The organism is Pseudomonas fluorescens (assembly GCF_002837185.1).
Lineage (GTDB): Bacteria > Pseudomonadota > Gammaproteobacteria > Pseudomonadales > Pseudomonadaceae > Aquipseudomonas > Aquipseudomonas fluorescens_AM.
The window spans coordinates 181752-208032 of record NZ_KZ477987.1 but is presented as its reverse complement, the minus strand read 5'-3'; the positions used below and the strand labels follow the sequence as shown (position 1 = coordinate 208032).

Below are 26281 nucleotides of genomic sequence, written 5' to 3'. Positions count from 1 at the left end.
CGTGCGTGATAAAAAAAAGATAACCCCCTGAGGTTATTTTTTTCATCAACCGATTCGGCTGACCGACACCCAGTAGCGCGTGAAGTACTTCACCTGGATCGGCAGGGTCGCTTGCAGGTTGGCCAGTACCGCGTCGGTCGAGTCCAGACGGAACGCACCGGAAACGCGCAGTCGAGCCGAAGCCTGGTCACAGTGCAGCATGCCCGGTCGATAGCGCGCCAACTCATCGATGACATCGCCGAGTCTGGCATCGAGCACGATCAATTGACCGTCCGCCCAGGCGGCTTGCGCCACGCCATATCGCTGGGTGAGGCTAATCGTGTGTCGATCAAAATCAGCGCTTTCCCCAGCTCCGAGGGTCTTGTTGTGGTCGGGTTGATCGCCTGGGGACAAATTGACCCGATCTTCCAGCACACCGACCCGGGTGAAATCCGGCAATTGGCGAACAGTAAACCGAGTACCCAGTGCCTGAACCCGACCGTGGCGAGTCTCCACATACAAGGGCGTGTTGGCGCCACGTTTGCCACTGTGGATAAGTACTTCACCTTCACGCAGGCGAATCAAGCGTTGGCGCGAGTCGAACATCACATCAATGGCTGTGCTGGTGTTGAGATCAACCTGAGTGCCGTCGGCCAGTTCGATCCTTCGATGTTTACCCACAGGCGTGCGGTAGTCGGCCCATACGTTACCCACGGACGTGTGTTGTTGAACATTCCAGCCCAGATACCCGCTGCCGCCCAGTACCAGCATCCACTTGAGCACCTGGCGGCGTTTCTGCGTGCTGGTCAATGCGCGGCGTGTGAAGTCCTGGGGCAGGGCGCCGAGGCTGCGCTGCAATTGCTCCAACTGGTTCCACGCCGCCTGATGGGAAGGGTCGCCATTGAGCCATTGTTGCCAGGCCAGTCGATCGGCCGGCGTCGGCGATTGCGCCTGGAACTGCACATACCAACTGGCGGCCGCCTCGAATGTCTTGCGATCGGGGGCGGGCATTAGAGGCTGGCCATGATCAGCGAACACTCGGTCAACGCGCGGACCATGTGCTTCTTCACTGTGGTCAATGACACGCGCAGTTGATCGGCGATCTGTTGATAAGTCAGACCCTCGATCTGCGACAGCATGAAAATCCGTCGAGCACGCTCGCCCAAGCTGCACAGTGCTTTATCCACAGCCACCAGGGTTTCGATAATGATTGCCTTGTCTTCTTCACTGATGGCGGTGGCTTCGGGACGCTCGGCCAAGCTTTGCTTATAAGCCTGCTCAATGGCGTGCCGGCGATAGCGATCAATCACCAGGCCCCTTGCAATGGTCGCCAGATAATCCCGTGGCTCGAGGATCTGCACGGCGTCGCGTCCACCCAGGATACGCACGAACGTATCGTGGGCCACATCGGCCGCATCGCAGGCGTTATGCAATTTGCCTTTGAGCCACCCGTGCAACCACGAATGGTGTTGCTCATAGATGCGCTGCACAGCTGTCGTGTGTGAAGGAGGGGACATAGGCGCGACGAGGTAGGTTAATGATAATCGCTATTATTAACTGCCCTCGTGTCTTCCCACAATAGCCGTCTTGACCTCGAATCTGCGCTGAATCCATGGGCTGGTCGATAGTGAATCAGCCTTTTCTGTGGATTAAGCCCTGTGAATAACCGCCCTTGTGCCCGGTTGATAACCACGCTTGAAACCTGAGTAAAAACCGGTCTGTGGATAACCACCTGTTTAATCCACAGGCTTAAAGCACTTATCCAAGCCCCTCATTGGCACATGACCACAGACTTTTGAATCCCTGTACACGACGTAGATAAAGGCCTGCATAAATCTATCCACAGAAAAGGTGCCCAGTAGAAATAAACATAAAAACAAAGATTTAATAAATTTCTCTCTTTTAATTTCTATTGTCCGTGATCCATCCACAGCTGGTTAAATTTTGTGCAAAGGGTTCTTTAGGAAGGGCGAAGTCCCTATACTTGCCGCCATAAGCTGCAAAACTCTTTCAACCAACAATTCCTGATTACCTACATAAGCAGGCACGAGGTGCGTGGTGGATTTCCCTTCCCGTTTTGAAGTGATCGTCATCGGCGGCGGTCATGCCGGTACCGAGGCAGCACTGGCGTCAGCACGCATGGGCGTAAAAACCCTGCTGCTGACGCATAACGTGGAAACCCTCGGCGCCATGAGTTGCAACCCCGCCATTGGTGGCATCGGCAAAAGCCACCTGGTCAAGGAAATCGATGCCCTTGGCGGCGTGATGGCCATGGCCACAGACAAGGGTGGTATCCAATTTCGCGTGCTCAACAGCCGCAAAGGCCCGGCCGTACGGGCCACTCGTGCACAAGCCGACCGTATTCTGTACAAGGCCGCCGTACGTGAAACTCTGGAAAACCAGCCAAACCTGTGGATATTTCAACAGGCCGCAGACGACCTGATCGTCGAGCAGGACCAGGTACGCGGCGTTGTCACGCAAATGGGTCTGCGCTTCTTTGCAGAATCCGTGGTGTTGACTACCGGGACCTTCCTTGGCGGACTTATCCACATCGGCATGCAGAATTATTCCGGTGGTCGCGCCGGTGATCCGCCGTCGATTGCCCTGGCACACCGTCTGCGTGAATTGCCGCTGCGTGTGGGCCGCTTGAAAACCGGGACTCCGCCGCGTATCGACGGACGTTCTGTAGATTTTTCGGTAATGACCGAACAGGCCGGTGATACGCCGATTCCGGTCATGTCGTTCATGGGTTCCAAGGAACAGCACCCCAGACAGGTAAGCTGCTGGATCACCCATACCAACGCCCGTACCCACGAAATCATTGCCGCGAACCTCGACCGTTCGCCGATGTATTCCGGGGTGATCGAAGGTATCGGCCCGCGTTATTGCCCCTCGATTGAAGACAAGATCCATCGCTTTGCCGACAAGGAAAGCCACCAGGTCTTTATCGAGCCCGAAGGCTTGACGACTCACGAGCTGTACCCGAACGGGATTTCCACTTCCCTGCCGTTCGACGTGCAAATCCAGATCGTGCAATCGATTCGCGGGATGGAAAATGCCCATATCGTCCGCCCTGGCTACGCCATCGAGTACGACTATTTCGATCCACGTGACTTGAAATACAGCCTGGAAACCAAGGTGATCGGCGGTTTGTTCTTCGCCGGGCAAATCAACGGCACCACCGGTTACGAAGAAGCCGGCGCCCAGGGTTTGCTGGCCGGTACCAACGCTGCACTGCGTGCCCAAGGCAAAGACAGCTGGTGCCCGCGTCGCGATGAAGCGTATATCGGCGTGTTGGTCGACGACCTGATTACCCTGGGCACCCAGGAACCGTACCGGATGTTCACGTCCAGGGCCGAATATCGCCTGATCCTGCGCGAAGACAACGCCGATCTGCGCTTGACCGAAAAAGGTCGCGAGTTGGGTCTGGTCGATGACGCGCGCTGGGCGGCCTTTTGCAAAAAACGCGAGAGCATCACGCTCGAAGAGCAGCGCCTGAAAAGCACCTGGGTTCGTCCGGGCACTGAACAGGGTGATGCGATCGCCGAAAAATTCGGCACGCCGCTGACCCACGAGTACAACTTGCTGAACCTGCTGTCCCGTCCAGAGATTGATTACGCTGGCCTGGTCGAAGTGACCGGCGGCGGCGCGCAAGATCCACAGGTTGCGGAACAGGTGGAAATCAAGACCAAATACGCCGGTTACATTGATCGCCAGCAGGACGAGATCGCTCGCCTGCGCGCCAGTGAAAACACCAAGCTGCCTGTGGATATCGATTACACAGGGATTTCCGGACTGTCGAAGGAAATCCAAAGCAAGCTGGGGATAACTCGGCCGGAAACCCTCGGGCAGGCTTCGCGTATACCTGGCGTCACTCCGGCAGCTATTTCGCTGTTGATGATTCATTTGAAAAAACGCGGCGCGGGCCGTCAGTTGGAGCAAAGCGCTTGAGTTCGTTGGTCACCACGCAACACGCCGAAGAGTTATCCACAGGTGCGCGCCAGTTGGGCGTCGACCTGACTGAAGCCCAGCACGCTTTGCTGATGGGCTACCTGGCCCTGTTGATCAAATGGAACAAGTCCTACAACCTGACCGCAGTGCGCGATCCGGACGAAATGGTGTCGCGCCATCTGCTCGACAGCTTGAGCGTAATGCCGTTTATCGAAAACGGTCGCTGGTTGGACGTCGGCAGCGGCGGCGGCATGCCTGGCATTCCACTGGCCATCCTGTTTCCCGAGTCGCAAGTGACCTGTCTGGACAGCAACGGCAAAAAAACCCGCTTCCTGACCCAGGTCAAACTCGAACTCAAGCTGGACAACCTGCAAGTTGTCCACAGTCGCGTCGAAGCCTTTACGCCTGAGCAGCCCTTCAACGGAATTGTTTCCCGGGCGTTCAGCAGCATGGAGAACTTCAGCAACTGGACTCGCCACCTGGGCGACCACGACACCCGCTGGCTGGCAATGAAGGGCGTCCATCCAAGCGACGAGCTGTTAGCATTGCCGGCAGACTTCCACCTCGATAGCGAACACGCCTTGGCCGTACCCGGTTGCCAAGGCCAACGCCATCTGCTGATACTGCGCCGCACGGCATGATTGGGAACACAAGCAAGAATGGCTAAGGTATTCGCGATAGCGAACCAGAAAGGTGGCGTGGGTAAAACCACCACCTGCATCAACCTCGCAGCATCCCTGGTCGCGACCAAGCGCCGGGTGCTGTTGATCGATCTCGATCCACAGGGCAACGCCACCATGGGTAGCGGTGTGGATAAACACGGCCTGGAAAACTCGGTCTACGACTTGCTGATCGGCGAGTGTGACCTGGGCCAGGCCATGCACTACTCCGAGCACGGCGGTTATCAACTGCTGCCGGCCAACCGCGATCTGACTGCGGCGGAAGTGGTACTGCTGGAAATGCAGATGAAGGAAAGCCGTCTGCGCAGCGCCCTGGCGCCTATCCGCGAGAATTACGACTACATCCTGATCGACTGCCCGCCGTCGCTGTCAATGCTCACGCTCAACGCTCTGGTTGCCGCCGATGGGGTGATTATCCCCATGCAGTGCGAGTATTTCGCACTCGAAGGCTTGAGCGACCTTGTGGATAACATCAAGCGTATTGCCGAATTGCTCAACCCGAACCTGAAAGTCGAAGGCCTGCTGCGGACCATGTATGACCCGCGCTTGAGCCTGATGAACGATGTCTCGGCGCAGCTCAAAGAGCATTTCGGCGACCAGCTCTACGACACAGTGATTCCACGCAACATTCGCCTGGCCGAGGCGCCAAGCTATGGCATGCCGGCGCTGGCCTACGACAAATCATCCCGTGGCGCCATTGCCTACCTGGCGCTGGCCGGTGAGATGGTGCGTCGCCAACGTCGCAATTCACGCACCGCTGCAGCCCAGCCAACTTAAGGAATCCCCATGGCCGTCAAAAAACGAGGTCTCGGACGTGGACTGGATGCACTCCTGAGTGGTCCGACCGTCACTTCGCTGGAAGAACAAGCGGTGCAGGCCGACGAGCGTGAGCTGCAGCACTTGCCGCTGGACCTGATCCAGCGCGGTAAATACCAGCCACGTCGCGACATGGACCCGCAGGCTCTGGAAGAGCTGGCCAACTCGATCAAGGCCCAGGGCGTGATGCAACCGATCGTGGTGCGCCCGATTGGCAGTGGCCGCTTTGAAATCATTGCCGGTGAGCGTCGCTGGCGCGCCAGCCAACAGGCCGGCAAGGAAACCATCCCGGCGATGGTGCGCGATGTGCCGGATGAAACCGCCATCGCCATGGCATTGATCGAGAATATCCAGCGTGAAGACCTCAACCCGATCGAAGAAGCGATCGCCTTGCAGCGTTTGCAGCAGGAATTCCAGCTGACTCAGCAACAAGTGGCCGAGGCGGTGGGCAAATCCCGCGTCACCGTGTCCAACTTGCTGCGCTTGATCGCGCTGCCGGAAGTCATCAAGACCATGTTGTCCCACGGTGACCTGGAAATGGGACACGCCCGTGCTTTGCTCGGTTTGCCGGAAAATCAACAGGTTGAAGGGGCGCGACACGTTGTCGCACGCGGGCTCACCGTTCGTCAGACGGAAGCCTTGGTTCGCCAATGGTTGAGTGGCAAACCTGCACCGGTCGAAACCGTCAAACCTGATCCGGATATCGCGCGCCTTGAGCAGCGCCTCGCCGAGCGCCTAGGCTCTGCGGTGCAAATTCGCCACGGCAAGAAAGGCAAAGGGCAATTGGTTATCGGATATAACTCCCTTGATGAGCTTCAAGGCGTCCTTTCCCACATCCGTTGAAACATTCGCAGAAACATTTGCTCATGTAGCGCGTGATCGGAAATCACTACCCGGCAGTTGAATAGGGGCTGAACCGCCCCTATACTCTGCGCGCATTTTGTCGGCACAAAGTATGCCAAGTTATTGATTTCCGGCAGCCGACCATTGAGGAGCAAGCGTGATGGAAACCCGCACGCCAAACACGTTGCCGTTCCATCGCTTGGCTGTTTTTCCGGTTTTATTGGCGCAACTTGTCGTTTTGCTGATCGCTGCATTGGCGCTTTGGTACTGGCATGGCGTCGTAGCCGGATATTCAGGACTCTGCGGAGGCCTGATAGCCTTGCTGCCCAATATGTATTTTGCTCACAGGGCCTTTCGGTTTTCCGGCGCCCGAGCAGCCCAGGCCATCGTCCGGTCTTTTTATGCCGGCGAGGCGGGGAAACTGATTTTGACGGCAGTGCTGTTCGCACTGACCTTTGCAGGTGTGAAACCATTGGCGCCGCTGGCTGTATTCGGCGTCTTCGTGTTGACCCAATTGGTCAGCTGGTTCGCTCCCCTGCTAATGAAAACAAGACTTTCGAAACCTTAGGGCGTTTGAGGCAACCATGGCAGAAACAACCGCTTCGGGCTATATCCAGCACCACTTGCAGAACCTGACCTTCGGTCAGCTTCCCAACGGCGGCTGGGGCTTTGCCCACACCGCAGCAGAAGCCAAGGAAATGGGTTTCTGGGCCTTCCACCTGGATACTCTGGGCTGGTCGGTCGCATTGGGTCTGATCTTCGTCCTGATTTTCCGCATGGCGGCAAAAAAGGCGACTTCCGGTCAGCCAGGTGCTTTGCAGAACTTCGTTGAAGTATTGGTCGAATTCGTCGATGGCAGCGTGAAAGACAGCTTCCATGGCCGCAGCCCGGTGATTGCACCGCTGGCACTGACCATCTTCGTCTGGGTGTTCCTGATGAACGCCGTCGACCTGATCCCGGTGGACTGGATTCCTCAGTTGGCCATCCTGATCTCCGGCGATGCGCACATTCCATTCCGTGCCGTATCGACCACTGACCCGAACGCGACCCTGGGCATGGCCCTGTCGGTGTTCGCGTTGATCATTTTCTACAGCATCAAGGTCAAGGGCATCGGCGGTTTCATCGGCGAACTGACCCTGCACCCGTTCGGCAGCAAGAACATTTTCGTTCAAGCCCTGCTGATCCCGGTGAACTTCCTGCTGGAATTCGTGACCCTGGTCGCCAAGCCGATTTCCCTGGCCTTGCGACTGTTCGGCAACATGTATGCCGGCGAGCTGGTGTTCATTCTGATCGCTGTGATGTTCGGCAGCGGTCTGCTCTGGCTTAGCGGCCTGGGCATCGTTCTGCAGTGGGCGTGGGCTGTGTTCCACATCCTGATCATCACCCTGCAGGCCTTCATCTTCATGATGCTGACCATCGTCTACCTGTCGATGGCGCACGAAGAGAACCATTAAGACCAGTCTCGACTAGTCTGATGTCCTTCCCGGTCAAACGGGAAGGTGGCCCTCCAGGGCTATGAAACGATTTGTTTTACCGCTTTAAAATCTAAAAAACCTAAACCATACGACGTAAAAGTCGGGAGGAAAGATGGAAACTGTAGTTGGTCTAACCGCTATCGCTGTTGCACTGTTGATCGGCCTGGGCGCCCTGGGTACTGCCATTGGTTTCGGCCTGCTGGGCGGCAAATTCCTGGAAGGCGCAGCGCGTCAGCCAGAAATGGTGCCAATGCTGCAAGTTAAAATGTTCATCGTTGCCGGCCTGCTCGACGCCGTGACCATGATCGGCGTTGGTATCGCACTGTTCTTCACCTTCGCGAACCCCTTCGTTGGTCAACTCGCTGGCTAATCACTCGACTTTTCGAGTGATTGGGGTGATGGACAACGAATGAGCGAGGTGTTGGCGTGAACATTAATGCAACCCTGATTGGCCAATCCGTTGCGTTCTTCATTTTTGTAGTGTTTTGCATGAAGTTCGTGTGGCCTCCGGTCATCGCGGCTTTGCACGAACGTCAGAAGAAGATCGCGGATGGTTTGGACGCTGCCAGCCGTGCAGCTCGCGACCTGGAGTTGGCCCACGAGAAAGTGGGTCAGCAACTGCGCGAAGCTAAAGCACAGGCAGCCGAGATCATTGAGCAAGCCAAGAAACGCGGTAACCAGATCGTCGAAGAGGCTGTTGAAAAAGCCCGCGTCGAAGCTGACCGTGTGAAGGCTTCGGCTCATGCCGAGATCGAACAGGAACTGAACGGTGTCAAAGACGCGCTGCGTGCCCAACTGGGTGCTCTGGCGGTCGGCGGTGCCGAGAAGATCCTCGGTGCCACAATCGATCAAAACGCGCACGCGGAGCTGGTTGACAAACTGGCTGCTGAAATTTAAGCGAGGGCGATCATGGCAGAACTGACCACGTTGGCCCGACCTTACGCTAAGGCAGCCTTCGAGCACGCCCAGGCCCACCAGCAACTGGCCTCTTGGTCAGCCATGCTCGGCCTGGCTGCAGCAGTGTCGCAAGACGACACCATGCAGCGCGTGCTCAAGGCCCCGCGCCTGACGAGCGCAGACAAGGCCGCCACTTTTATTGAAGTGTGCGGCGACAAGTTTGATGTGAAAGTGCAGAACTTCATTCACGTCATTGCCGAAAACGACCGTCTCCCGCTGTTGCCGGAGATTGCCGCTCTGTTCGACCTGTACAAGGCCGAAGCAGAGAAATCGGTAGACGTTGAAGTGACCAGTGCTTTTGCATTGAACCAAGAACAGCAAGACAAACTCGCCAAGGTTCTCAGTGCACGACTCAATCGGGAAGTGCGCCTGCAAGCTTCGGAGGACGCATCCCTGATTGGTGGTGTCGTTATCCGTGCCGGCGACCTGGTTATCGATGGCTCGATTCGCGGAAAAATCGCGAAACTTGCCGAAGCATTGAAATCTTGAGTTTGAAGGGGCAGCAGAGCAATGCAGCAACTCAATCCTTCCGAAATAAGTGAAATTATCAAGGGCCGCATCGACAAGCTCGATGTGACCTCCCAAGCCCGTAACGAAGGCACTGTCGTCAGCGTATCTGACGGCATCGTGCGGATTCACGGTCTGGCCGACGTTATGTACGGCGAGATGATCGAGTTTCCGGGCGGCGTCTACGGTATGGCCCTCAACCTGGAGCAAGACTCCGTAGGTGCCGTTGTGTTGGGCGCATACACCAGTCTGGCCGAAGGCATGAGCGCCAAGTGCACAGGCCGCATCCTGGAAGTTCCGGTTGGTAAGGAACTGCTGGGTCGCGTAGTCGACGCACTGGGTAACCCTGTTGACGGTAAAGGTCCACTGGGCAACACCGAGACCGACGCGGTCGAGAAAGTTGCTCCAGGCGTGATCTGGCGTAAGTCGGTAGACCAGCCTGTACAGACTGGCTACAAGGCTGTCGATGCCATGATCCCAGTCGGCCGTGGCCAGCGTGAGCTGATCATCGGTGACCGTCAGATCGGTAAAACCGCTCTGGCCATCGACGCGATCATCAACCAGAAGAACAGCGGCATTTTCTGCGTCTACGTAGCCATTGGTCAGAAGCAATCGACCATCGCCAACGTGGTTCGCAAGCTGGAAGAAAACGGCGCCCTGGCCAACACGATCATCGTGGCTGCCAGTGCTTCGGAATCTCCTGCGCTGCAATTCCTGGCACCGTACTCCGGTTGCACCATGGGTGAATTCTTCCGCGACCGCGGTGAAGACGCGCTGATCGTTTATGACGATCTGTCCAAGCAAGCAGTGGCTTATCGCCAGATTTCCCTGCTGCTGCGCCGTCCACCAGGCCGTGAAGCCTACCCAGGCGACGTGTTCTATCTCCACTCCCGTCTGCTGGAGCGCGCATCCCGCGTTTCGGAAGAGTACGTAGAGAAGTTCACCAACGGCGCAGTGACCGGCAAAACCGGTTCCCTGACCGCATTGCCGATCATCGAAACCCAGGCTGGCGACGTTTCCGCGTTCGTTCCGACCAACGTGATTTCCATCACCGACGGTCAGATCTTCCTGGAATCGGCCATGTTCAACTCAGGCATCCGCCCTGCAGTGAACGCCGGTGTTTCGGTATCCCGTGTGGGTGGTGCCGCTCAGACCAAGATCATCAAGAAGCTCTCCGGTGGTATCCGTACCGCTCTGGCTCAGTACCGTGAACTGGCGGCATTCGCCCAGTTCGCTTCTGACCTGGACGAAGCGACCCGTAAGCAACTTGAGCATGGTCAGCGCGTTACCGAGCTGATGAAGCAGAAGCAATACGCCCCAATGTCGATCGCTGACATGGCGTTGTCGCTGTATGCCGCTGAGCGTGGGTTCCTGACCGACGTTGAAATCACCAAGGTCGGCAGCTTTGAACAAGCGCTGATTGCTTACTTCAACCGCGATCACGCCGAATTGATGGCGAAGATCAACGTGAAGGGTGACTTCAATGACGATATCGACGCTGGCATGAAAGCCGGTATCGAGAAGTTCAAGGCCACCCAAACCTGGTAAGCCGCAGCGGGAGCCGCAAGGCTCCCGCTTGCTAACCTGATAGGTGTTACATGGCAGGCGCAAAAGAGATTCGCAGTAAGATTGCGAGCATCAAAAGCACGCAAAAGATTACCAGCGCCATGGAAAAAGTGGCGGTCAGCAAAATGCGCAAGGCACAAATGCGCATGGCTGCTAGCCGTCCTTATGCGGAGCGTATCCGCCAGGTAATTGGGCATCTGGCCAACGCCAACCCGGAATACCGCCACCCGTTCATGATCGAGCGCGCCGTCAAGCGCGTGGGTTATGTGGTAGTGAGCAGTGACCGTGGTTTGTGCGGTGGCCTGAATACCAACCTGTTCAAGGCCCTGGTCAAGGACATGGCGGTAAACCGCGAAAACGGCGTCGAGATCGATCTGTGTGTTGTGGGTAGCAAGGGTGCGGCCTTTTTCCGTAACTTCGGCGGTAACGTCGTTGCAGCTATCAGCCACCTGGGTGAAGAGCCGTCGATCAATGATTTGATCGGCAGTGTGAAGGTGATGCTGGATGCGTATCTGGAAGGCCGGATTGACCGCCTGTCCGTGGTATCCAACAAGTTCATCAACACCATGACCCAGCAGCCAACCGTGGAGCAATTGATTCCACTGGTGGCAACTCCGGATCAGGAACTCAAGCACCACTGGGACTACCTCTACGAACCAGACGCCAAAGAGCTGCTTGACGGCTTGATGGTGCGCTACGTGGAGTCGCAGGTGTACCAGGCGGTGGTCGAGAACAACGCAGCTGAACAAGCGGCGCGGATGATCGCGATGAAAAACGCTACCGATAACGCCGGTGATCTGATCAGCGATTTGCAGCTGATCTACAACAAGGCGCGTCAGGCTGCGATCACCCAAGAGATCTCGGAAATCGTCGGCGGCGCTGCCGCGGTTTAACGGTTCAAATATTCAGAGGATCCAGCTATGAGTAGCGGACGTATCGTTCAAATCATCGGCGCCGTTATCGACGTGGAATTCCCACGCGACAGCGTACCGAGCATCTACAACGCGCTGAAAGTACAAGGCGCGGACACTACTCTGGAAGTTCAGCAGCAGCTGGGCGACGGCGTAGTTCGTACCATTGCGATGGGTTCCACCGAAGGCTTGAAGCGCGGTCTGGACGTTATCGACTCTGGCGCAGCCATCTCCGTACCGGTCGGTAAAGCGACCCTGGGCCGGATCATGGATGTACTGGGCAACCCGATCGACGAAGCTGGCCCGATCGACACCGAAGAGCGCTGGGGCATTCACCGCGCAGCACCTTCGTTCGCCGAGCAAGCGGGCGGCAACGACCTGCTGGAAACCGGCATCAAGGTTATCGACCTGGTTTGCCCGTTCGCCAAGGGCGGTAAAGTCGGTCTGTTCGGTGGTGCCGGTGTAGGCAAGACCGTAAACATGATGGAACTGATCCGTAACATCGCCATCGAGCACAGCGGTTATTCCGTGTTCGCCGGTGTGGGTGAGCGTACCCGTGAGGGTAACGACTTCTACCACGAGATGAAGGACTCCAACGTTCTGGACAAAGTGGCACTGGTTTACGGTCAGATGAACGAGCCGCCGGGAAACCGTCTGCGCGTAGCACTGACCGGCCTGACCATGGCCGAGAAGTTCCGTGACGAAGGTAACGACGTTCTGCTGTTCGTCGACAACATCTACCGTTACACCCTGGCCGGTACTGAAGTATCCGCACTGCTGGGCCGTATGCCTTCGGCAGTAGGTTACCAGCCGACCCTGGCTGAAGAGATGGGCGTTCTGCAAGAACGTATCACTTCGACCAAGGAAGGTTCGATCACCTCGATCCAGGCGGTATACGTACCTGCGGATGACTTGACCGACCCGTCGCCAGCCACCACCTTCGCCCACTTGGACGCCACCGTCGTTCTGTCCCGTGACATCGCTTCCCTGGGTATCTACCCAGCGGTCGATCCACTCGACTCGACGTCGCGCCAGCTGGACCCGAACGTGATCGGCCAGGAGCACTACGACACCGCTCGCGGCGTTCAGTACGTGCTGCAGCGTTACAAGGAACTGAAGGACATCATTGCGATCCTGGGTATGGACGAGCTGTCGGAAGCCGACAAGCAGTTGGTAAACCGTGCTCGTAAGATCCAGCGCTTCTTGTCGCAGCCGTTCTTCGTGGCTGAAGTCTTCACCGGTGCCTCGGGTAAATACGTTTCCCTGAAAGACACCATTGCTGGCTTCAAAGGCATCCTCAACGGTGACTACGACCACCTGCCAGAACAAGCGTTCTACATGGTTGGCGGCATCGAAGAAGCGATCGAGAAAGCCAAGAAACTGTAATCCTGGCGCCCGGAAACGGGCGCTCATCAGGTTGAGGCAATCAGATGGCTATGACAGTCCATTGCGATATCGTCAGCGCGGAAGGGGAAATCTTCTCCGGTCTGGTAGAAATGGTGATTGCACACGGCGAACTCGGTGACCTGGGTATTGCCATGGGCCACGCGCCGTTGATCACCAGTTTGAAGCCAGGTCCGATCACTCTGACCAAGCAAGGCGGGGAACGTGAGGTGTTTTACATCTCCGGTGGTTTCCTCGAGGTTCAGCCGAACATGGTCAAGGTACTTGCCGATACTGTGCAACGTGCTGGCGACCTGGATGAAGCCTCCGCTCAGGAAGCCGTCAAGGCTGCCGAGAAGGCGCTGAACGAAAAAGGCGCAGACTTCGACTACAGCGCTGCTGCAGTCCGTCTGGCCGAAGCTGCAGCGCAGCTGCGTACGCTCCAGCAGATCCGCAAGAAGTAAGCGGCTTTGCCGTTACGCTTCACGCGTGATTGATTAAAAAGGGTAGCCTCGGCTACCCTTTTTCTTTTTTGCAAAACACTTCTCTGGTCTGAAGCCGGACCGCCCAGGATTGGTAGCCATTCATGTCTCTTGAAATCGTAATTCTCGCCGCAGGCCAGGGCACCCGCATGCGCTCAGCCCTGCCCAAGGTGCTGCACCCGGTCGCAGGCAATTCCATGCTCGGGCATGTTATCCACAGCGCCCGGCAGTTGGCCCCGCAACGCATTCACGTCGTCATCGGGCACGGTGCCGATGTGGTACGTGAGCGTCTGGCCGCAGACGACTTGAATTTCGTATTGCAGGACAAGCAATTGGGCACTGGCCACGCCACTGCGCAGGCCGTGCCGTTCATTACCGCTGATACCGTGCTGATTCTCTACGGTGACGTGCCGCTGATCGAAGTGGAAACCCTGCAACGCCTGCTCAAGCACGTGGTGCCAGGCCAGATGGGCCTGCTCACCGTTGAGCTGGACGATCCCACCGGCTACGGACGTATTGTGCGCAATGCCGACGGTAAGGTCGCCGCGATCGTCGAGCACAAGGACGCCAGCGAAGCCCAGCGCGCCATTACCGAAGGCAATACCGGCATTCTCGCCGTGCCGGCCGACAAGCTGGGCGACTGGATGAGCCGCCTGTCCAACAACAACGCCCAAGGCGAGTACTACCTCACTGACGTCATCGAGATGGCGGTCAGTGACGGCCTGGTGGTCGCCACCGAACAGCCCCACGACCCGATGGAAGTGCAGGGCGCCAACGACCGCAAGCAGCTGGCGGAGCTGGAGCGCCACTACCAGATGCGCGAAGGCCGCCGCCTGATGGCCCAGGGCGTCACCCTGCGTGACCCGGCGCGTTTCGATGTACGGGGTGAAGTGACGGTCGGCCGCGACGTGTTGATCGATATCAACGTGATCCTCGAGGGCCGCGTGATCATTGAAGACGACGTGGTGATTGGTCCGAACTGCGTGATCAAAGACAGCACCTTGCGCAAAGGCGTGGTGGTCAAGGCCAACAGCCATATCGACGGTGCGGTGATGGGCGAGGGCAGCGATGCCGGGCCGTTTGCGCGGTTGCGTCCGGGTAGCGAGCTGGGGGCCAAGGCCCATGTGGGTAACTTTGTCGAACTGAAAAACGCCCACCTCGGTGAAGGTGCCAAGGTCGGTCACCTGACTTACCTGGGCGATGCTGTCATTGGCGCCCGCACCAATATCGGTGCCGGCACCATCACCTGCAACTACGACGGCGCCAACAAGTACCAGACGACGATTGGCGAAGACGTATTCATCGGCTCCAACAATTCGCTGGTGGCTCCTGTGACCATCGGTGATGGTTCCAACACCGCAGCGGGCTCAACCATCAACCAGGATGTGGATAAGTCGCAACTGGCCGTAGCGCGTGCGCGCCAGCGCAACATCGACGGCTGGAAACGCCCGGTCAAAATCAAAAAAACCTGAGTACCCCAGTCTGACAAGCAACAAAATTCCAATGTGGGAGGGGGCTTGCCCCCGATAGCGGTGCATCGGCCAGGACATAGACTGACTGATACACCGCCATCGGGAGCAAGCCCCCTCCCACATTGGCCTGTGTTATTTCAAAAATAGTGATCGCCACCGCTTGACGATCTTTCGCCAATAGGTTTTGATTGCCTTCGTTATCTTTCGAAACGAAACTTATCACTGCCATGTCGAAACGAAACACCCCCCAACGTCGCCACAACATCCTGACCTTGCTCAATGAACAGGGCGAAGTGAGTGTGGACGAATTGGCCAAGCGTTTCGAAACGTCGGAAGTGACCATCCGCAAGGATTTGGCCGCCCTCGAAAGTAATGGCCTGCTCCTGCGCCGCTACGGTGGTGCAATCACCATGCCTCAGGAACTGGTGGGCGACGCGGCCCAGCCAGTGTCGGCCTACAAGCGTGCGATTGCCCGCGCCGCCGTGGTGCGCTTGCGTGAGCACGCGCGCATCATCATCGACAGCGGCAGCACCACCGCCGCGATGATCCCCGAACTGGGCCATCAACCCGGCCTGGTGGTCATGACCAATTCCCTGAACGTGGCCCGCGCCTTGAGCGAGCTGGAGCATGAACCGGTGCTGCTGATGACCGGCGGCACCTGGGATCCGCATTCGGATTCGTTCCAGGGTCAGGTCGCCGAGCAGGTTCTGCGTTCCTACGATTTTGATCAACTGTTCATCGGTGCCGACGGTATCGATTTGCAGCGCGGTACCACCACCTTCAACGAATTGTTGGGCCTGAGCCGCGTCATGGCCGAGGTCGCCCGTGAAGTCGTGGTGATGGTCGAATCCGACAAGATCGGCCGCAAGATTCCCAACCTGGAACTGCCCTGGAGCAGTGTCCATACCCTTATCACCGATGATCGCCTGCCGCTCGAGGCCCGCGACCAGATCCAAGCCCGCGGCATTACGCTGATATGCGCGGCAGTCATCTAGGAGAAATACCATGTGTGGAATTGTTGGCGCAGTCGCCGAACGTAACGTAACGGCCATCCTGATCGAAGGCCTCAAGCGCCTGGAATACCGTGGCTATGACAGCGCCGGTGTCGCGGTCTTCACCAACGCCGGCAAGCTGGAGCGTATGCGTCGTCCGGGCAAAGTCAGCGAGTTGGACCAGGCCCTGGCCGGCGAGCCACTGGTAGGCCGCCTGGGTATTGCCCACACCCGCTGGGCTACTCACGGCGCACCTTGCGAGCGTAACGCTCACCCGCACTTTTCGGGCGACCTGGCCGTGGTGCACAACGGCATCATCGAAAACCACGAAGTGCTGCGCGAACAACTCAAGGGCCTCGGCTACGTGTTCACCTCGGACACCGACACCGAAGTCATCGCCCACCTGCTCAACCACAAGCTCAAGGACCACAGCGACCTGACCACCGCCCTCAAGGCCACGGTCAAGGAACTGCACGGCGCCTACGGCCTGGCCGTGATCAGCGCCAGCCAGCCTGACCGCCTGGTTGCCGCGCGCAGTGGCAGCCCACTGGTGATCGGCCTGGGCCTGGGCGAGAACTTCCTCGCCTCCGACCAACTCGCCCTGCGTCAAGTGACCGACCGCTTCATGTACCTGGAAGAAGGCGATATCGCCGACATCCGCCGTGAAAGCGTGCAGATCTGGGACGTCAACGGTCAGTCCGTCGAGCGCGAAGCCGTGCAATACCGTGACGGTGCCGAAGCCGCCGACAAGGGCGAGTTCCGCCACTTCATGCTCAAGGAAATCCACGAGCAGCCTTCCGTGGTGCAGCGCACCCTCGAAGGTCGCCTGAGCCAGAACCAGGTGCTGGTCAACGCCTTCGGCCCACAAGCCGCCGAGTTGTTCGCCAAAGTGCGCAACGTGCAAATCGTCGCCTGCGGCACCAGCTACCACGCCGGCATGGTTGCGCGTTACTGGCTGGAAGAACTGGCCGGCATCCCGTGCCAGGTCGAAGTTGCCAGCGAGTTCCGCTACCGCAAAGTGGTGGTGCAGCCCGACACCCTGTTCGTGACCATCTCCCAGTCCGGCGAAACCGCCGACACCCTGGCCGCCCTGCGCAACGCCAAGGAGCTGGGCTTCCTCGGCAGCCTGGCGATCTGCAACGTCAGCATCAGCTCACTGGTGCGCGAATCCGACCTGACCCTGCTGACCCAGGCCGGTCGCGAAATCGGCGTCGCCTCGACCAAAGCCTTCACCACCCAACTGGTAGGCCTGTTGCTGCTGACCTTGTCCCTCGGCCAAGTGCGCGGCACCCTCGCCGAAGGCGTTGAGGCCACCCTGGTGGAAGAACTGCGCCGCCTGCCGACCCGCCTGGGCGAAGCCCTGGCCATGGACGGCACCGTGGAAAAAGTCGCCGAACTGTTTGCCGACAAGAACCACACCCTGTTCCTCGGCCGTGGCGCGCAGTACCCGGTCGCGATGGAAGGTTCGCTGAAACTCAAGGAAATCTCGTACATCCACGCCGAAGCCTACCCGGCCGGCGAACTGAAACACGGCCCACTGGCCCTGGTGGATGACGACATGCCCGTGGTCACCGTGGCGCCGAACAATGAGCTGCTGGAAAAGCTCAAGTCCAACCTGCAGGAAGTGCGTGCCCGTGGCGGCCAACTGATCGTGTTCGCCGACGAAAAGGCCGGCATGACCAACGGTGAAGGCACTCACGTGATCAACATGCCGCATATCCACGACACCTTGTCGCCGATCCTCTACACCATCCCGCTGCAGTTGCTGTCGTACTACGTCGCCGTGCTCAAGGGCACCGACGTTGACCAGCCGCGCAACCTGGCGAAGTCGGTAACGGTGGAATAAACCTGACTGGCGTACCGGAAGGGGTGATCGTAAACATTAAAGTCTGTCTCTGAATATTAAAGTCTGTCTCGCTTGGAGCCTCCGAGGGCTCCAAGCGACGATCTATTTCTCCCGCCTCTCTGGTTCCTTGAATTCCTGGGTGATCCACCTTGCTGCTCACCATCCAACCGCACGAATCCCTACGTTCCTTTATAGAAAGACATTTCTACCTAGATTCTCGATCACCTGAGTCGATCAAGTTCAAGGAAATATCCAGGTACTACATGCGGGGATCGTCTATCGGTTTCATCGCTGAGGTACTTGGCAGATCTGACACATACGGTTTCAATCGTCTGCTCCACGATCACACAAGTTATTCGCAAGTGGCGGTTTTCCCAGACTCCGGCCAGCAAAGCTACACCAGATGGAGTTATCAGACGTCTACTATTAGATTTGAAACTGAGAGTCAGCTTCCCGGAATTTGCATCGACTGTGTAAAAGAGGATATTGATTCGCTTGGTTTCCCCTATTGGAGACGTGACCACAGATATGTGAAGGTTTGCGCGAAGCACAATACGGTACTGCTTAGGAAATGCCCTGTTTGTGGAGCCGATATCAGCCGTCACAGCTTGGGATATGGGCATGACCTTCTATGGAACGGATGTAAAGGTCGTTATATTCATCAATATGAATCAAAGAAAAATCAAGATGAAGGACAGCGATTATTTTCAAGGATTTTTGCGGAAATTGGCGAGTCGAAACTTGCTGTTGATCTTGAATTTGTTCTTGCGCATCTTGCAGATGAGGCTATAACACTTTCCGCTGCTGGGAAAATTTCTGAAGAAAAACTAAACGCAATTTATTGGAGACTTGATGGTGCCAGAAGAATTTCAGATACAAAAATAAATTATCGCCCTGACGTTATTTATAGCCAGAATATTATAGACGTCATAGGAGCTGTATATGGGAGCTTCGCAGGTTTGCTAGATAGGCTGGATAAAGCAGGTGGGTTGGTGCGGAACGTTGATGACCTAATGCGTGTCGAGTACCGGGTCTGCTTTTAGATATTACTTGTCATCCTTATCATCAAAATAATCGCTGAACGCGTTCCCCAAGTCATCATTTGTTGGTTTCCCTAAAGGCGGACGCTTAGGGCGCCTCGGGGTTTGAGCCTTCATGTCGGTATCCAGCTTCAAGCTTTTATGCGTTTCACGCTCCTCAGCCGTCAGCGCACCTTTGAAAACAGCTTGTGCGACACGGTTGTCGCGTTCCTTCCTTACGAACTGCACCACATTAGACCGCGTGGGTGAGCCGAAGGGGCAAATAAGGTCCTCTCGCTTGGATTTGTTTTGAATTGCAATCCGCTCCAGTTCCTCAACGTCTATTCTGTATGAATAATACGCACTTGAGGTATACGCTTGATGAACATCCTCAAGTTTAACCCATGTGCGGTTCGAGGCACGAGCTTGAATATATGCTTGTACCATCAGGTGAATGGCTGCACGCTTAAGCCCATAGCTCCCACGATAAATTTCGTGAGAAAAATCTGCGGGTTCGGCCCGAATTCGACCGTCACTCACAGTAATACATTCATCTATGAAATCAGCCCAGATTTTTGACTCTGGTGCATCCGGCCGCATGATTCTAGGCTCTGCTACTAAACGTTGAGTGTCTTCTTGGTTACGTTTGAGCAGCTTATGCCCCAAGCTGAAGTTCGATACATACACCATGGGTAAGCCGAGGCCGGACATAGTAAGCAGTATGTCGGTCGTTAGGGCTACGCCTTTCCCAGGCGTTAAATGCTGCATTTCCTCAAGCACTGCCAGAGATATACCGCGCTTGTTTGCTTGCTGCTGTGCTCTTAATTTGAGGGTTGCAACGTTCTCACGGGTAGACACTTCAGTGCCAAGGAAATCAGTGAGTAGCTGCTTACCAGACGCTTTACCCTTAGCGCTAGCGTACCAGTAAGAGTCGGCCGTTTGGGGTTCCATGCAATGATCTATTTTGAACTCAGTAGGACCGGGCATTACGCGAAGTAGCGCTTCGATGGTCGCCGATTTACCCACACCCGCTAAGCCAGTCAGACAAACTGGAAACGTTTCTGATGGTGTTGGGTAATACAAACCGTTGACAAAAATTTGTTCTGTTTCGGACCGCATCGTCGAGTGTATCGCTGCTTTTCCTACCAGCTCTGAAATCAGCTCCAAGCTAAATTGATTTGGTAGAAAAATCTGCCTCAGTTTCATATCAAGGAAGTGAGCAGCTAACATTGGAGGTAGTCGATCAATGTCGCCAACGGGTTCTGGGCGGATCGTTACCTTTTTTCGAATGTTCTCGATATCAATCAGACCATCGAATCGCGTCCGCATTCTTTCGATCATGATTTATTACCCATAATTCGTCTTTGATCATGTAAGTCTCGCTGTGCTTCAGGGCTCTTTGCGGCTCGTCCCGGTTTTCTCACACCGGTATGCCACGCCTTGCCTGTCTCTTTTTCATACTCTTGATAGTGATGTTGTTCAATGGCAACTTTTTCGTTCCGGCGTTTTGCTTGAGCTTGGAGTCGTAACTCGTTGATGAACTTAAGGTCTTCCAGCGAAATATCCCCGCTTCCAGGTCTTGTGCTTGCGGTGTAAACGAAACTTAGCTCGTGAAGCCTGCCCTCAACCTCTACCCATATGTGACGCACACACATTGTCATGCTGTATGCTATTACGCGAATCACGCCACTGTGAGCAACGCGGTCAAATATACCGGTATTAGTAAGCTCTTTTGAGTTGTATTTTCTCCCGAAAAAATAAACGCCTTTTTCTTTGATCACCGCAGGCATAGGTGTCAAAAACTCTCTAATGGCTTCTTCAAATGACACCTTAATGCCATGGTTGCGGCCTAGGGCATCGTGGTAATTCCAAACATTCAGAGGGGTTGGTGAGAAACGTTCCAGCCACATATCTCCATCCATCCGGTCGCTTGCGTCGGAGGTCTCGTTGTCCTTGATAACCCTACGTATCTCTCTACGTGCCATCTCAACAAGATTGAGACCGCTATGAACGTGTACCGGCTGATCTTTGAACTGCTTATCCCTCGGGTGGGATGATTCAACTGTGGCTTTTGATTGCCCAGAATGTGTAGGTGTAACTTCCAGTCGGCCTAGCCATTCTTTTGATTCAGAAACGTTCATGTACACTGCAGGGCCTCTATCGAATATCATCTGGCTTGAAAGTCCTTCACAGGGCCACTCCTTTGGCTTGATATCGATACCAAACAGCTCACAGTATTTAACCTTGCCTACTGCTATACAAAATAAGGCCATACGGTATGCCTCTAGACTTTCCCTGCTTCTGGCGAAACCGATACCTACAACCGCCCCTGAAAGTGCACACACTGCTCTTACTACACAAAATGAGTCCAGCGGTGCTCCTTCGATGATTCCCGATATTTTTTCGCTCGGATAATAACCATCGAATTCCAACCGCTGGTTTAGGTTGCCAATCATATGAGCAAAGCTTCCGATGTCTCCAGATTTAGCACGGGCAGCGCTTGGCCCTATCATTTCTTGCGCAAGGGCTGCTGGTTCTGTTTGCCGTTTTACCCAATTCCAGAATTGATTGAAACTTGGAAAAGGCTCACCTTTGGGATGGTAAAACTCTTTTCCCGCTGAACCCTGACGAGTACGGCAACCAAAGGTCTTTCGCAGTGAATCCCCGTAAATATCGTCCTTGGTCTTATCTACCCGTTTGTGTTTCGAGAAGCCGTGCAGAATTTTTTCCTTCATTTCAGGTGTTACGGGATACCCATGATTCTGACCATGGCCGGAGGGGCGACCAAGTTTTTTATCGGTTTTCTCACTCCTGTCCCATTTGCCGCACTGGTCAAAGCGAGGCATCAATGCCCACTTAGTTTGCCCAAATACAAGGTAAGTGAAGAACCATAGCCTGATCCGTGCAGGATGCTGCCTTGGCTTTGAAGCTCTGGCGTGAGCATTGATGATTGCCTCTGGGTCATCTGAGGCCAGTATCTCCGCTCTCTTGGGAATTAGTTCTGCGATGCTCATCAGGCGGCCGTCAACTTTCTCCTCGTATGACTGTTTCGGGCCAACGCGGCGGCTTTCGCGCCATTTGGTTTCGATGCCTGCTGTCGCTCCCAGCCATGGCGGATAATCATGGCTGCCTGCCTCTACGATCTCACCATCCTCTAGCGCCGCTTCAAAGCGCAGCCGGGTCATCGTGTGCAGTTTTGCAGTTGACCCTTTTTCATCGAACTCGACCAGGCGGACACGGTTACATCCACCATCGCTGATGAGAAAGTGGTATTCCTTTCCTTTGATGAGCTCACCGCAGCCCTGGGGAGCGATGAGCCGAGATCCCGCCATCATTTGGTGGCTTCCGAGAAGAAATCCCGATAGTGGTCAATCACTTCGCACCGGGCCTGTCCAAGTGGTTGGTCAATCTGTATATATTGAAATAGGTCTACTGGCAGGGCTCGATTCCAAATATCTTGGTATATCCGTGCGATAAACTGATCCCGATGCCCCCATTTGTTGCTGTAGGCGATGGCTGCCAGCGCAGGAGGGCGACCTATATTAAAGTCCTCTTGCAGTTGATGGCTGAAGTCCTCCAGCAATTGAGAGTCAAGGCTGAGAGGCCGATCATGTAATCCGAAAATCTGATCCAAGTTGGCTACGACAATTGGATCTATATCGTCGAGCGAGAGATTTACTGTTCTGATGCCGGCGCTTGCATAATAAGTTTCTTCTAGGCGAAGACGTAACTCAGCGCGTTCACGATCTTCTCTCCGCGCTTCTAATGATTTCACTTTTGAACGCCGTTTCTCCATAAAATCAAACTTGGAAAGTTTGATGTTCCAGTTTAGAGCATAGGGTGCTGTGCCCGGCTCTCGGAGGTAGATCAGTAGGTCACCCAAGTATGGGTAGGCGGACCACTGGCGTTCGCCGCACGGCGTTTCTATCACCACCTTGGCATGGTCCATCCCTATATCTTTTGCTGCGGCGAGAGTTCCGACTAGAGGACTTAGACTCAAGCCAAGGGCGAAAGGGTGGCCATGCAGGGGATGTACATGCGGCACCGGGTGCAGCATTTTTTGCTCATGAATTTCAAACACTGCTGGATTGAACAACGCTAGTTGTGTGAACACTCGTTCAGGAATAGATAGCAGGTGAAGTGTGCGGCCCAGCTTTCGGCTGTTAAGGCGGCAGATCCTCGAAGTCTTCGGGGCTTCACCTGGTACAGCACAAATGGCGGGAACGTAATCGTCCCCCCACCGGAAATTGCCCTGGCGGTCTCTAATCCGCTTCAGCGTTTTTTCAGAAATCATTATTGTCCATACCCATACCACTTGTTCTGCCAGAGGTGGCCAAGTGGAGTACATGCGTACGAAAGGCGTACGCACACGACCTGGTCCTGTTGGGGCACCCGGATTTACGTTTCAAGGGACGAAGGGGGACTGCAGGGCTTGACGCCCCGCACACGCGGATAGACAATGATTGTGTCAGGGCACTAATCTTGACACAGGGGCTTGGGGTAAAACTCAGGCCTTTGTCTATTCTGGCTCCCCGAAAAGCTAACCAGAATTCTTCATACCGCTTACCTCTTTATATTCTAAATTTGGCTACTTTACTTGGCAGCGAACTTTTTGCTCTAGGCGCATAGCGAAGTTTGGAGACTTAGCATACGCTGCTATCTATGCATTTTTAGATCGATTCGCAGTTAAGCCTATAGCGATTATTACGCATGGTAACGCTATGAAAGCTGTGTTGACAACCTTAAAAGTTTTTTGCAAAGCGCACACAAGATTCCGGTCCCTTCCCTAGCTGCTTGATATAGCGTAAGTTTGTATGGTTGATGTGTGCAAAAGGTTTCAATTGCTCTTCGTTGGATAACTTAGAAGTTATCCACATCGCTAAGGCGTAGCTGAATATCTACGCTATCTGATAGTTCCAAAAAAACTATCCACAACTGCCATCCGGCTACAATAAGTTATCCACAGCACGTATGCGTGCCCGAGAAGCCTTTCGCATGGAGAGGTGCCCATGGCTACCTCTTGTTTTGGACTTTCCCTCGCTTGGCTACCGGGAGAGACGTTCTTCAGTCTTTGCAGTCGTCTGCATTTCCTGTCTGGTCACCTCCGCCCAGCCGCGACTACCGAGCAGCTGTTCAGCCTCTCAGAACGGTGCATCAAGCACGATGTGCCTTGTGGTTTGGATGCTTTCGAGCGGAACACCTCGGGCCTTTGGGGAGAAGCCATCTCCATCATCGAACAGCGCACCATTTTCCCGTTCTTCTCCCCTTTTCAGTCGGATAGCTCAGTCGCCGGCGCCCTTGTTCAAATCAGAGGCCCATCGCTTGGACCGCTGAAGTACCAACTCGGCCTCGTTTGTGGAGGATTTGGTGCTGATCATCCTTTGCGAGCCTGCCGGTCCTGCATGGCTCGGGACCTGGACTCGTGTGGGGTCTCATATTGGCATCTGTCCCATCAGTACCCAGGCGTGGTGGTATGCCCTGAGCACAGTGAAGTGCTTTGCGAATGCAGCCAAAATCGCCGTTGGTGTGGGCGCTTCACTTGGACGATGCCCTGGGCTGGCACATTACGCGATTCGGATTATGGCGTGATCACCTACCTGGAACGGGAACGCCTCGCTCAACTGGCCTCGGCGTGCCGCGAGTTGGGGTCTCTAGGCTTGGCCAAGCACTTTGATCCAGTAGAGGTCGCCCAGCTCTACCGCAAGTGGCTACCAACGGAAAGCGCGGCACACAGCCTGTTGACGCATATCAGCCCCTTGCGAAGGTTTCGTCCATATGGTGGGCTACCATCTACTGAGACCGCCGCCGCCAGCTTCATCAGTCAAATGGTGCGGTCACCACGGCGGCACATTCATCCACTCAAACACCTGATGATGATTACCTGGCTATTCGGCGAGGTTTCGTCCTTTGCGGTATGCCACGATATCGCTTGTGCTCAGCGGAAAGCGCTTTCGGCACTGCCGACGTCACCCCCAGTACCTGACGTTTCAGTATCACCGGCAAACAGAAAGGGCCACGCTCGGCCGAAGCGGCTCAAGCCTGAGCTCAGGGCACTTTTACTGAGCCGACTTGCTGAAGGAACGGCAAAGGATGACATTTGCCGGGAGTTTCAACTCACCATATCCACGGTGAACAAGCTGCTCCGCGCGGAGCGTGGCGTTCAAGCGTCATGGGAGGCTCGACGGATGGCTCTCGATCAGGCTGATCATCGCTTACGATGGGCTGAGCTTCAGTTGCAGTTTCCATCGCATTCTCTCACTGAGCTTCGCCGCGAATGCCAATCGCTTTACACCTGGCTGCATCGTCACGACAGAGAGTGGTTGTATGCGCAAGCTAGTCAAATGCCCAAACCTGCTAGAAACCCTAATCCGCGAGTCGATTGGGAGAGCAGGGACGAGGGACTGCAACGTGAGTTGGAAGCTGAGATTATTCGGCGATTCGGATCGGATCAGAACCTGTGTCTCAAGCAGTCGCAGATTTTCTCCCTACTCCCACGCCTTGCACAGCGTCTGGAGCGTCGAGATCGATATCCGCGAACTCGGGTCTATATGAAGCTGCTGTTCAAACGATAGGGCCGTACTGATCGGCCAGGTGTGCATCATGACCCACATGCAGAAAGCGGCCGATGTGCTGGCAGTAGCCAGGCGAATCGTGTTCTTCACGGGGGCGGGTATATCTGCCGAGAGCGGCATACCGACCTTCCGAGACAAACTCACTGGATTGTGGGCAAAGCATGACCCACAGCGTTTGGAAACCGCTGACGCGTTTCGAGAGAACTCCGCGCTGGTATGGGGGTGGTATCTGTGGCGTCGGCGCCAAGTCACTCTGGCCCAACCTAACGCAGGTCATTACTCAATCCGCAAGTTTGCGAAGGCTGGCTGGGACGTATCGGTGATCACCCAGAATATTGACAATCTACATGAGCGGGCCGGAGTAGATGCAGTTGTCCATCTGCATGGCACCCTGCTGAGCGTGAAATGCTTTGCATGCCACCGTCCGATTGCATTGGAGCTAGAACAGTTGAGCATTCCCAAAGAGGGCGAGTTGGTTGAGCCGCCCAGGTGCAGCCGCTGCAATGGTCGAGCCCGACCGGGAGTAGTCTGGTTTAAGGAGAATTTACCTGAGGATGCCTGGCTGTCGGCTGTGCGGCTCGTCAGGACCTGCGACGTGCTTATCTCCGTAGGGACATCTGGTGTGGTTAGGCCGGCAGCGGACCTGCCTGAGATGGCCATCAAAGCAAAAGCCACCGTGATCCATGTAAATCTTGAGGATGTGAGCCTGGGAGGCGATAGGGAGATCATGTTGATAGGCAGCGCTGCGCAAGTGCTGCCGGAGTTGCTCGGATGCTTGGGAGTGAAGTAGTTATCTTGAGCGACCCAGCGAGCCGAGTTGGGATTAACTC

At 55.7% G+C, this 26281-nt stretch carries 24 protein-coding genes; 19 read left to right on the top strand and 5 right to left on the bottom strand.

Annotated elements, in window-relative coordinates; genetic code table 11:
* Positions 1 to 45 precede the first annotated feature (45 nt).
* Together CIB54_RS04625 and CIB54_RS04620 are read right to left on the bottom strand one after the other, a co-directional pair.
* Entirely contained in the window at positions 46 to 990 is a 945-nt protein-coding gene (locus CIB54_RS04625; protein WP_065953336.1) for a FecR domain-containing protein, read from the bottom strand.
* Positions 990 to 1496: a sigma-70 family RNA polymerase sigma factor gene (locus CIB54_RS04620; RefSeq protein ID WP_065953335.1), complete on the bottom strand. Its 507-nt coding sequence runs from the start codon at positions 1494 to 1496 to the stop codon at positions 990 to 992. Before CIB54_RS04620 ends, CIB54_RS04625 begins: the two co-directional genes overlap by 1 nt.
* Before the next feature lie 541 nt (positions 1497 to 2037).
* On the opposite strand from CIB54_RS04620, the gene mnmG reads away from it, so the two are divergent.
* The 17 genes from mnmG to CIB54_RS27245 all read left to right on the top strand — a co-directional run bounded on the left by mnmG (position 2038) and on the right by CIB54_RS27245 (position 18903).
* Positions 2038 to 3930 (top strand): tRNA uridine-5-carboxymethylaminomethyl(34) synthesis enzyme MnmG, encoded by a 1893-nt coding sequence (mnmG, locus tag CIB54_RS04615; protein WP_065953432.1) that lies wholly within the window; start codon positions 2038 to 2040, stop codon positions 3928 to 3930.
* On the top strand, positions 3927 to 4571 hold the full coding sequence (rsmG, locus tag CIB54_RS04610) for a 16S rRNA (guanine(527)-N(7))-methyltransferase RsmG (RefSeq protein ID WP_101218801.1): 645 nt from the start codon (positions 3927 to 3929) through the stop codon (positions 4569 to 4571). Before mnmG ends, rsmG begins: the two co-directional genes overlap by 4 nt.
* A gap of 18 nt (positions 4572 to 4589) precedes the next feature.
* Positions 4590 to 5387 (top strand): ParA family protein, encoded by a 798-nt coding sequence (locus CIB54_RS04605; protein WP_057725767.1) that lies wholly within the window; start codon positions 4590 to 4592, stop codon positions 5385 to 5387.
* Positions 5388 to 5396: 9 nt separating this feature from the next.
* Complete coding sequence (locus CIB54_RS04600; RefSeq protein ID WP_065953333.1) at positions 5397 to 6269, top strand: ParB/RepB/Spo0J family partition protein; 873 nt, start codon at positions 5397 to 5399, stop codon at positions 6267 to 6269.
* A gap of 160 nt (positions 6270 to 6429) precedes the next feature.
* Positions 6430 to 6837 carry a F0F1 ATP synthase subunit I gene (locus tag CIB54_RS04595; protein WP_065886693.1) on the top strand — a complete coding sequence of 136 codons (408 nt, stop codon included), beginning with the start codon at positions 6430 to 6432 and terminating at the stop codon, positions 6835 to 6837.
* 16 nt (positions 6838 to 6853) lie between these two features.
* The gene (atpB, locus tag CIB54_RS04590; protein WP_057725770.1) at positions 6854 to 7723 is read left to right on the top strand and encodes a F0F1 ATP synthase subunit A; all 870 of its coding nucleotides are present in this window, start codon (positions 6854 to 6856) and stop codon (positions 7721 to 7723) included.
* Positions 7724 to 7856: 133 nt separating this feature from the next.
* Positions 7857 to 8114 carry a F0F1 ATP synthase subunit C gene (gene atpE, locus CIB54_RS04585; RefSeq protein ID WP_002555987.1) on the top strand — a complete coding sequence of 86 codons (258 nt, stop codon included), beginning with the start codon at positions 7857 to 7859 and terminating at the stop codon, positions 8112 to 8114.
* 56 nt (positions 8115 to 8170) lie between these two features.
* Positions 8171 to 8641 (top strand): F0F1 ATP synthase subunit B, encoded by a 471-nt coding sequence (locus CIB54_RS04580; RefSeq protein ID WP_034116578.1) that lies wholly within the window; start codon positions 8171 to 8173, stop codon positions 8639 to 8641.
* 12 nt (positions 8642 to 8653) lie between these two features.
* Positions 8654 to 9190: a F0F1 ATP synthase subunit delta gene (locus tag CIB54_RS04575; RefSeq protein WP_003195833.1), complete on the top strand. Its 537-nt coding sequence runs from the start codon at positions 8654 to 8656 to the stop codon at positions 9188 to 9190.
* Positions 9191 to 9211: 21 nt separating this feature from the next.
* Positions 9212 to 10756: a F0F1 ATP synthase subunit alpha gene (atpA, locus tag CIB54_RS04570; RefSeq protein WP_065953332.1), complete on the top strand. Its 1545-nt coding sequence runs from the start codon at positions 9212 to 9214 to the stop codon at positions 10754 to 10756.
* Between the two features lie 50 nt (positions 10757 to 10806).
* Complete coding sequence (gene atpG, locus CIB54_RS04565) at positions 10807 to 11667, top strand: F0F1 ATP synthase subunit gamma (RefSeq protein ID WP_003195829.1); 861 nt, start codon at positions 10807 to 10809, stop codon at positions 11665 to 11667.
* Positions 11668 to 11694: 27 nt separating this feature from the next.
* On the top strand, positions 11695 to 13071 hold the full coding sequence (atpD, locus tag CIB54_RS04560; protein WP_065953331.1) for a F0F1 ATP synthase subunit beta: 1377 nt from the start codon (positions 11695 to 11697) through the stop codon (positions 13069 to 13071).
* A gap of 44 nt (positions 13072 to 13115) precedes the next feature.
* On the top strand, positions 13116 to 13532 hold the full coding sequence (locus CIB54_RS04555; RefSeq protein WP_032885166.1) for a F0F1 ATP synthase subunit epsilon: 417 nt from the start codon (positions 13116 to 13118) through the stop codon (positions 13530 to 13532).
* Between the two features lie 122 nt (positions 13533 to 13654).
* Positions 13655 to 15022 carry a bifunctional UDP-N-acetylglucosamine diphosphorylase/glucosamine-1-phosphate N-acetyltransferase GlmU gene (gene glmU / locus CIB54_RS04550; RefSeq protein ID WP_101218799.1) on the top strand — a complete coding sequence of 456 codons (1368 nt, stop codon included), beginning with the start codon at positions 13655 to 13657 and terminating at the stop codon, positions 15020 to 15022.
* Between the two features lie 227 nt (positions 15023 to 15249).
* Entirely contained in the window at positions 15250 to 16017 is a 768-nt protein-coding gene (locus tag CIB54_RS04540) for a DeoR/GlpR family DNA-binding transcription regulator (RefSeq protein ID WP_065886690.1), read from the top strand.
* Between the two features lie 10 nt (positions 16018 to 16027).
* Positions 16028 to 17860, top strand: coding sequence for a glutamine--fructose-6-phosphate transaminase (isomerizing) (glmS, locus tag CIB54_RS04535; RefSeq protein WP_057011543.1), 1833 nt, complete (start codon positions 16028 to 16030; stop codon positions 17858 to 17860).
* 263 nt (positions 17861 to 18123) lie between these two features.
* Positions 18124 to 18903 (top strand): TniQ family protein, encoded by a 780-nt coding sequence (locus tag CIB54_RS27245; protein ID WP_157829690.1) that lies wholly within the window; start codon positions 18124 to 18126, stop codon positions 18901 to 18903.
* A gap of 3 nt (positions 18904 to 18906) precedes the next feature.
* Here CIB54_RS27245 and CIB54_RS04530 read toward each other — a convergent pair whose 3' ends face one another.
* From CIB54_RS04530 to CIB54_RS04520, 3 genes are read right to left on the bottom strand one after another with little or no spacing between them, the layout of a single operon-like run.
* Positions 18907 to 20220, bottom strand: a complete 1314-nt coding sequence (locus CIB54_RS04530; protein ID WP_232790527.1) for an ATP-binding protein — start codon at positions 20218 to 20220, stop codon at positions 18907 to 18909.
* Positions 20217 to 22214: a transposase gene (locus tag CIB54_RS27570; protein ID WP_232790526.1), complete on the bottom strand. Its 1998-nt coding sequence runs from the start codon at positions 22212 to 22214 to the stop codon at positions 20217 to 20219. The genes CIB54_RS04530 and CIB54_RS27570 overlap by 4 nt, the downstream gene beginning before the upstream one ends.
* Entirely contained in the window at positions 22211 to 23173 is a 963-nt protein-coding gene (locus CIB54_RS04520; protein WP_101218795.1) for a PDDEXK family nuclease, read from the bottom strand. The genes CIB54_RS27570 and CIB54_RS04520 overlap by 4 nt, the downstream gene beginning before the upstream one ends.
* A gap of 715 nt (positions 23174 to 23888) precedes the next feature.
* Here CIB54_RS04520 and CIB54_RS04515 point away from each other — a divergent pair.
* Both CIB54_RS04515 and CIB54_RS04510 read left to right on the top strand, forming a co-directional pair.
* Positions 23889 to 25451, top strand: a complete 1563-nt coding sequence (locus CIB54_RS04515; protein WP_101218793.1) for a TnsD family Tn7-like transposition protein — start codon at positions 23889 to 23891, stop codon at positions 25449 to 25451.
* 28 nt (positions 25452 to 25479) lie between these two features.
* A complete protein-coding gene (locus CIB54_RS04510) occupies positions 25480 to 26241 on the top strand; it encodes an SIR2 family NAD-dependent protein deacylase (protein WP_101218791.1) in 762 nt (253 codons plus the stop codon).
* The last annotated feature ends 40 nt before the right edge of the window (positions 26242 to 26281 follow it).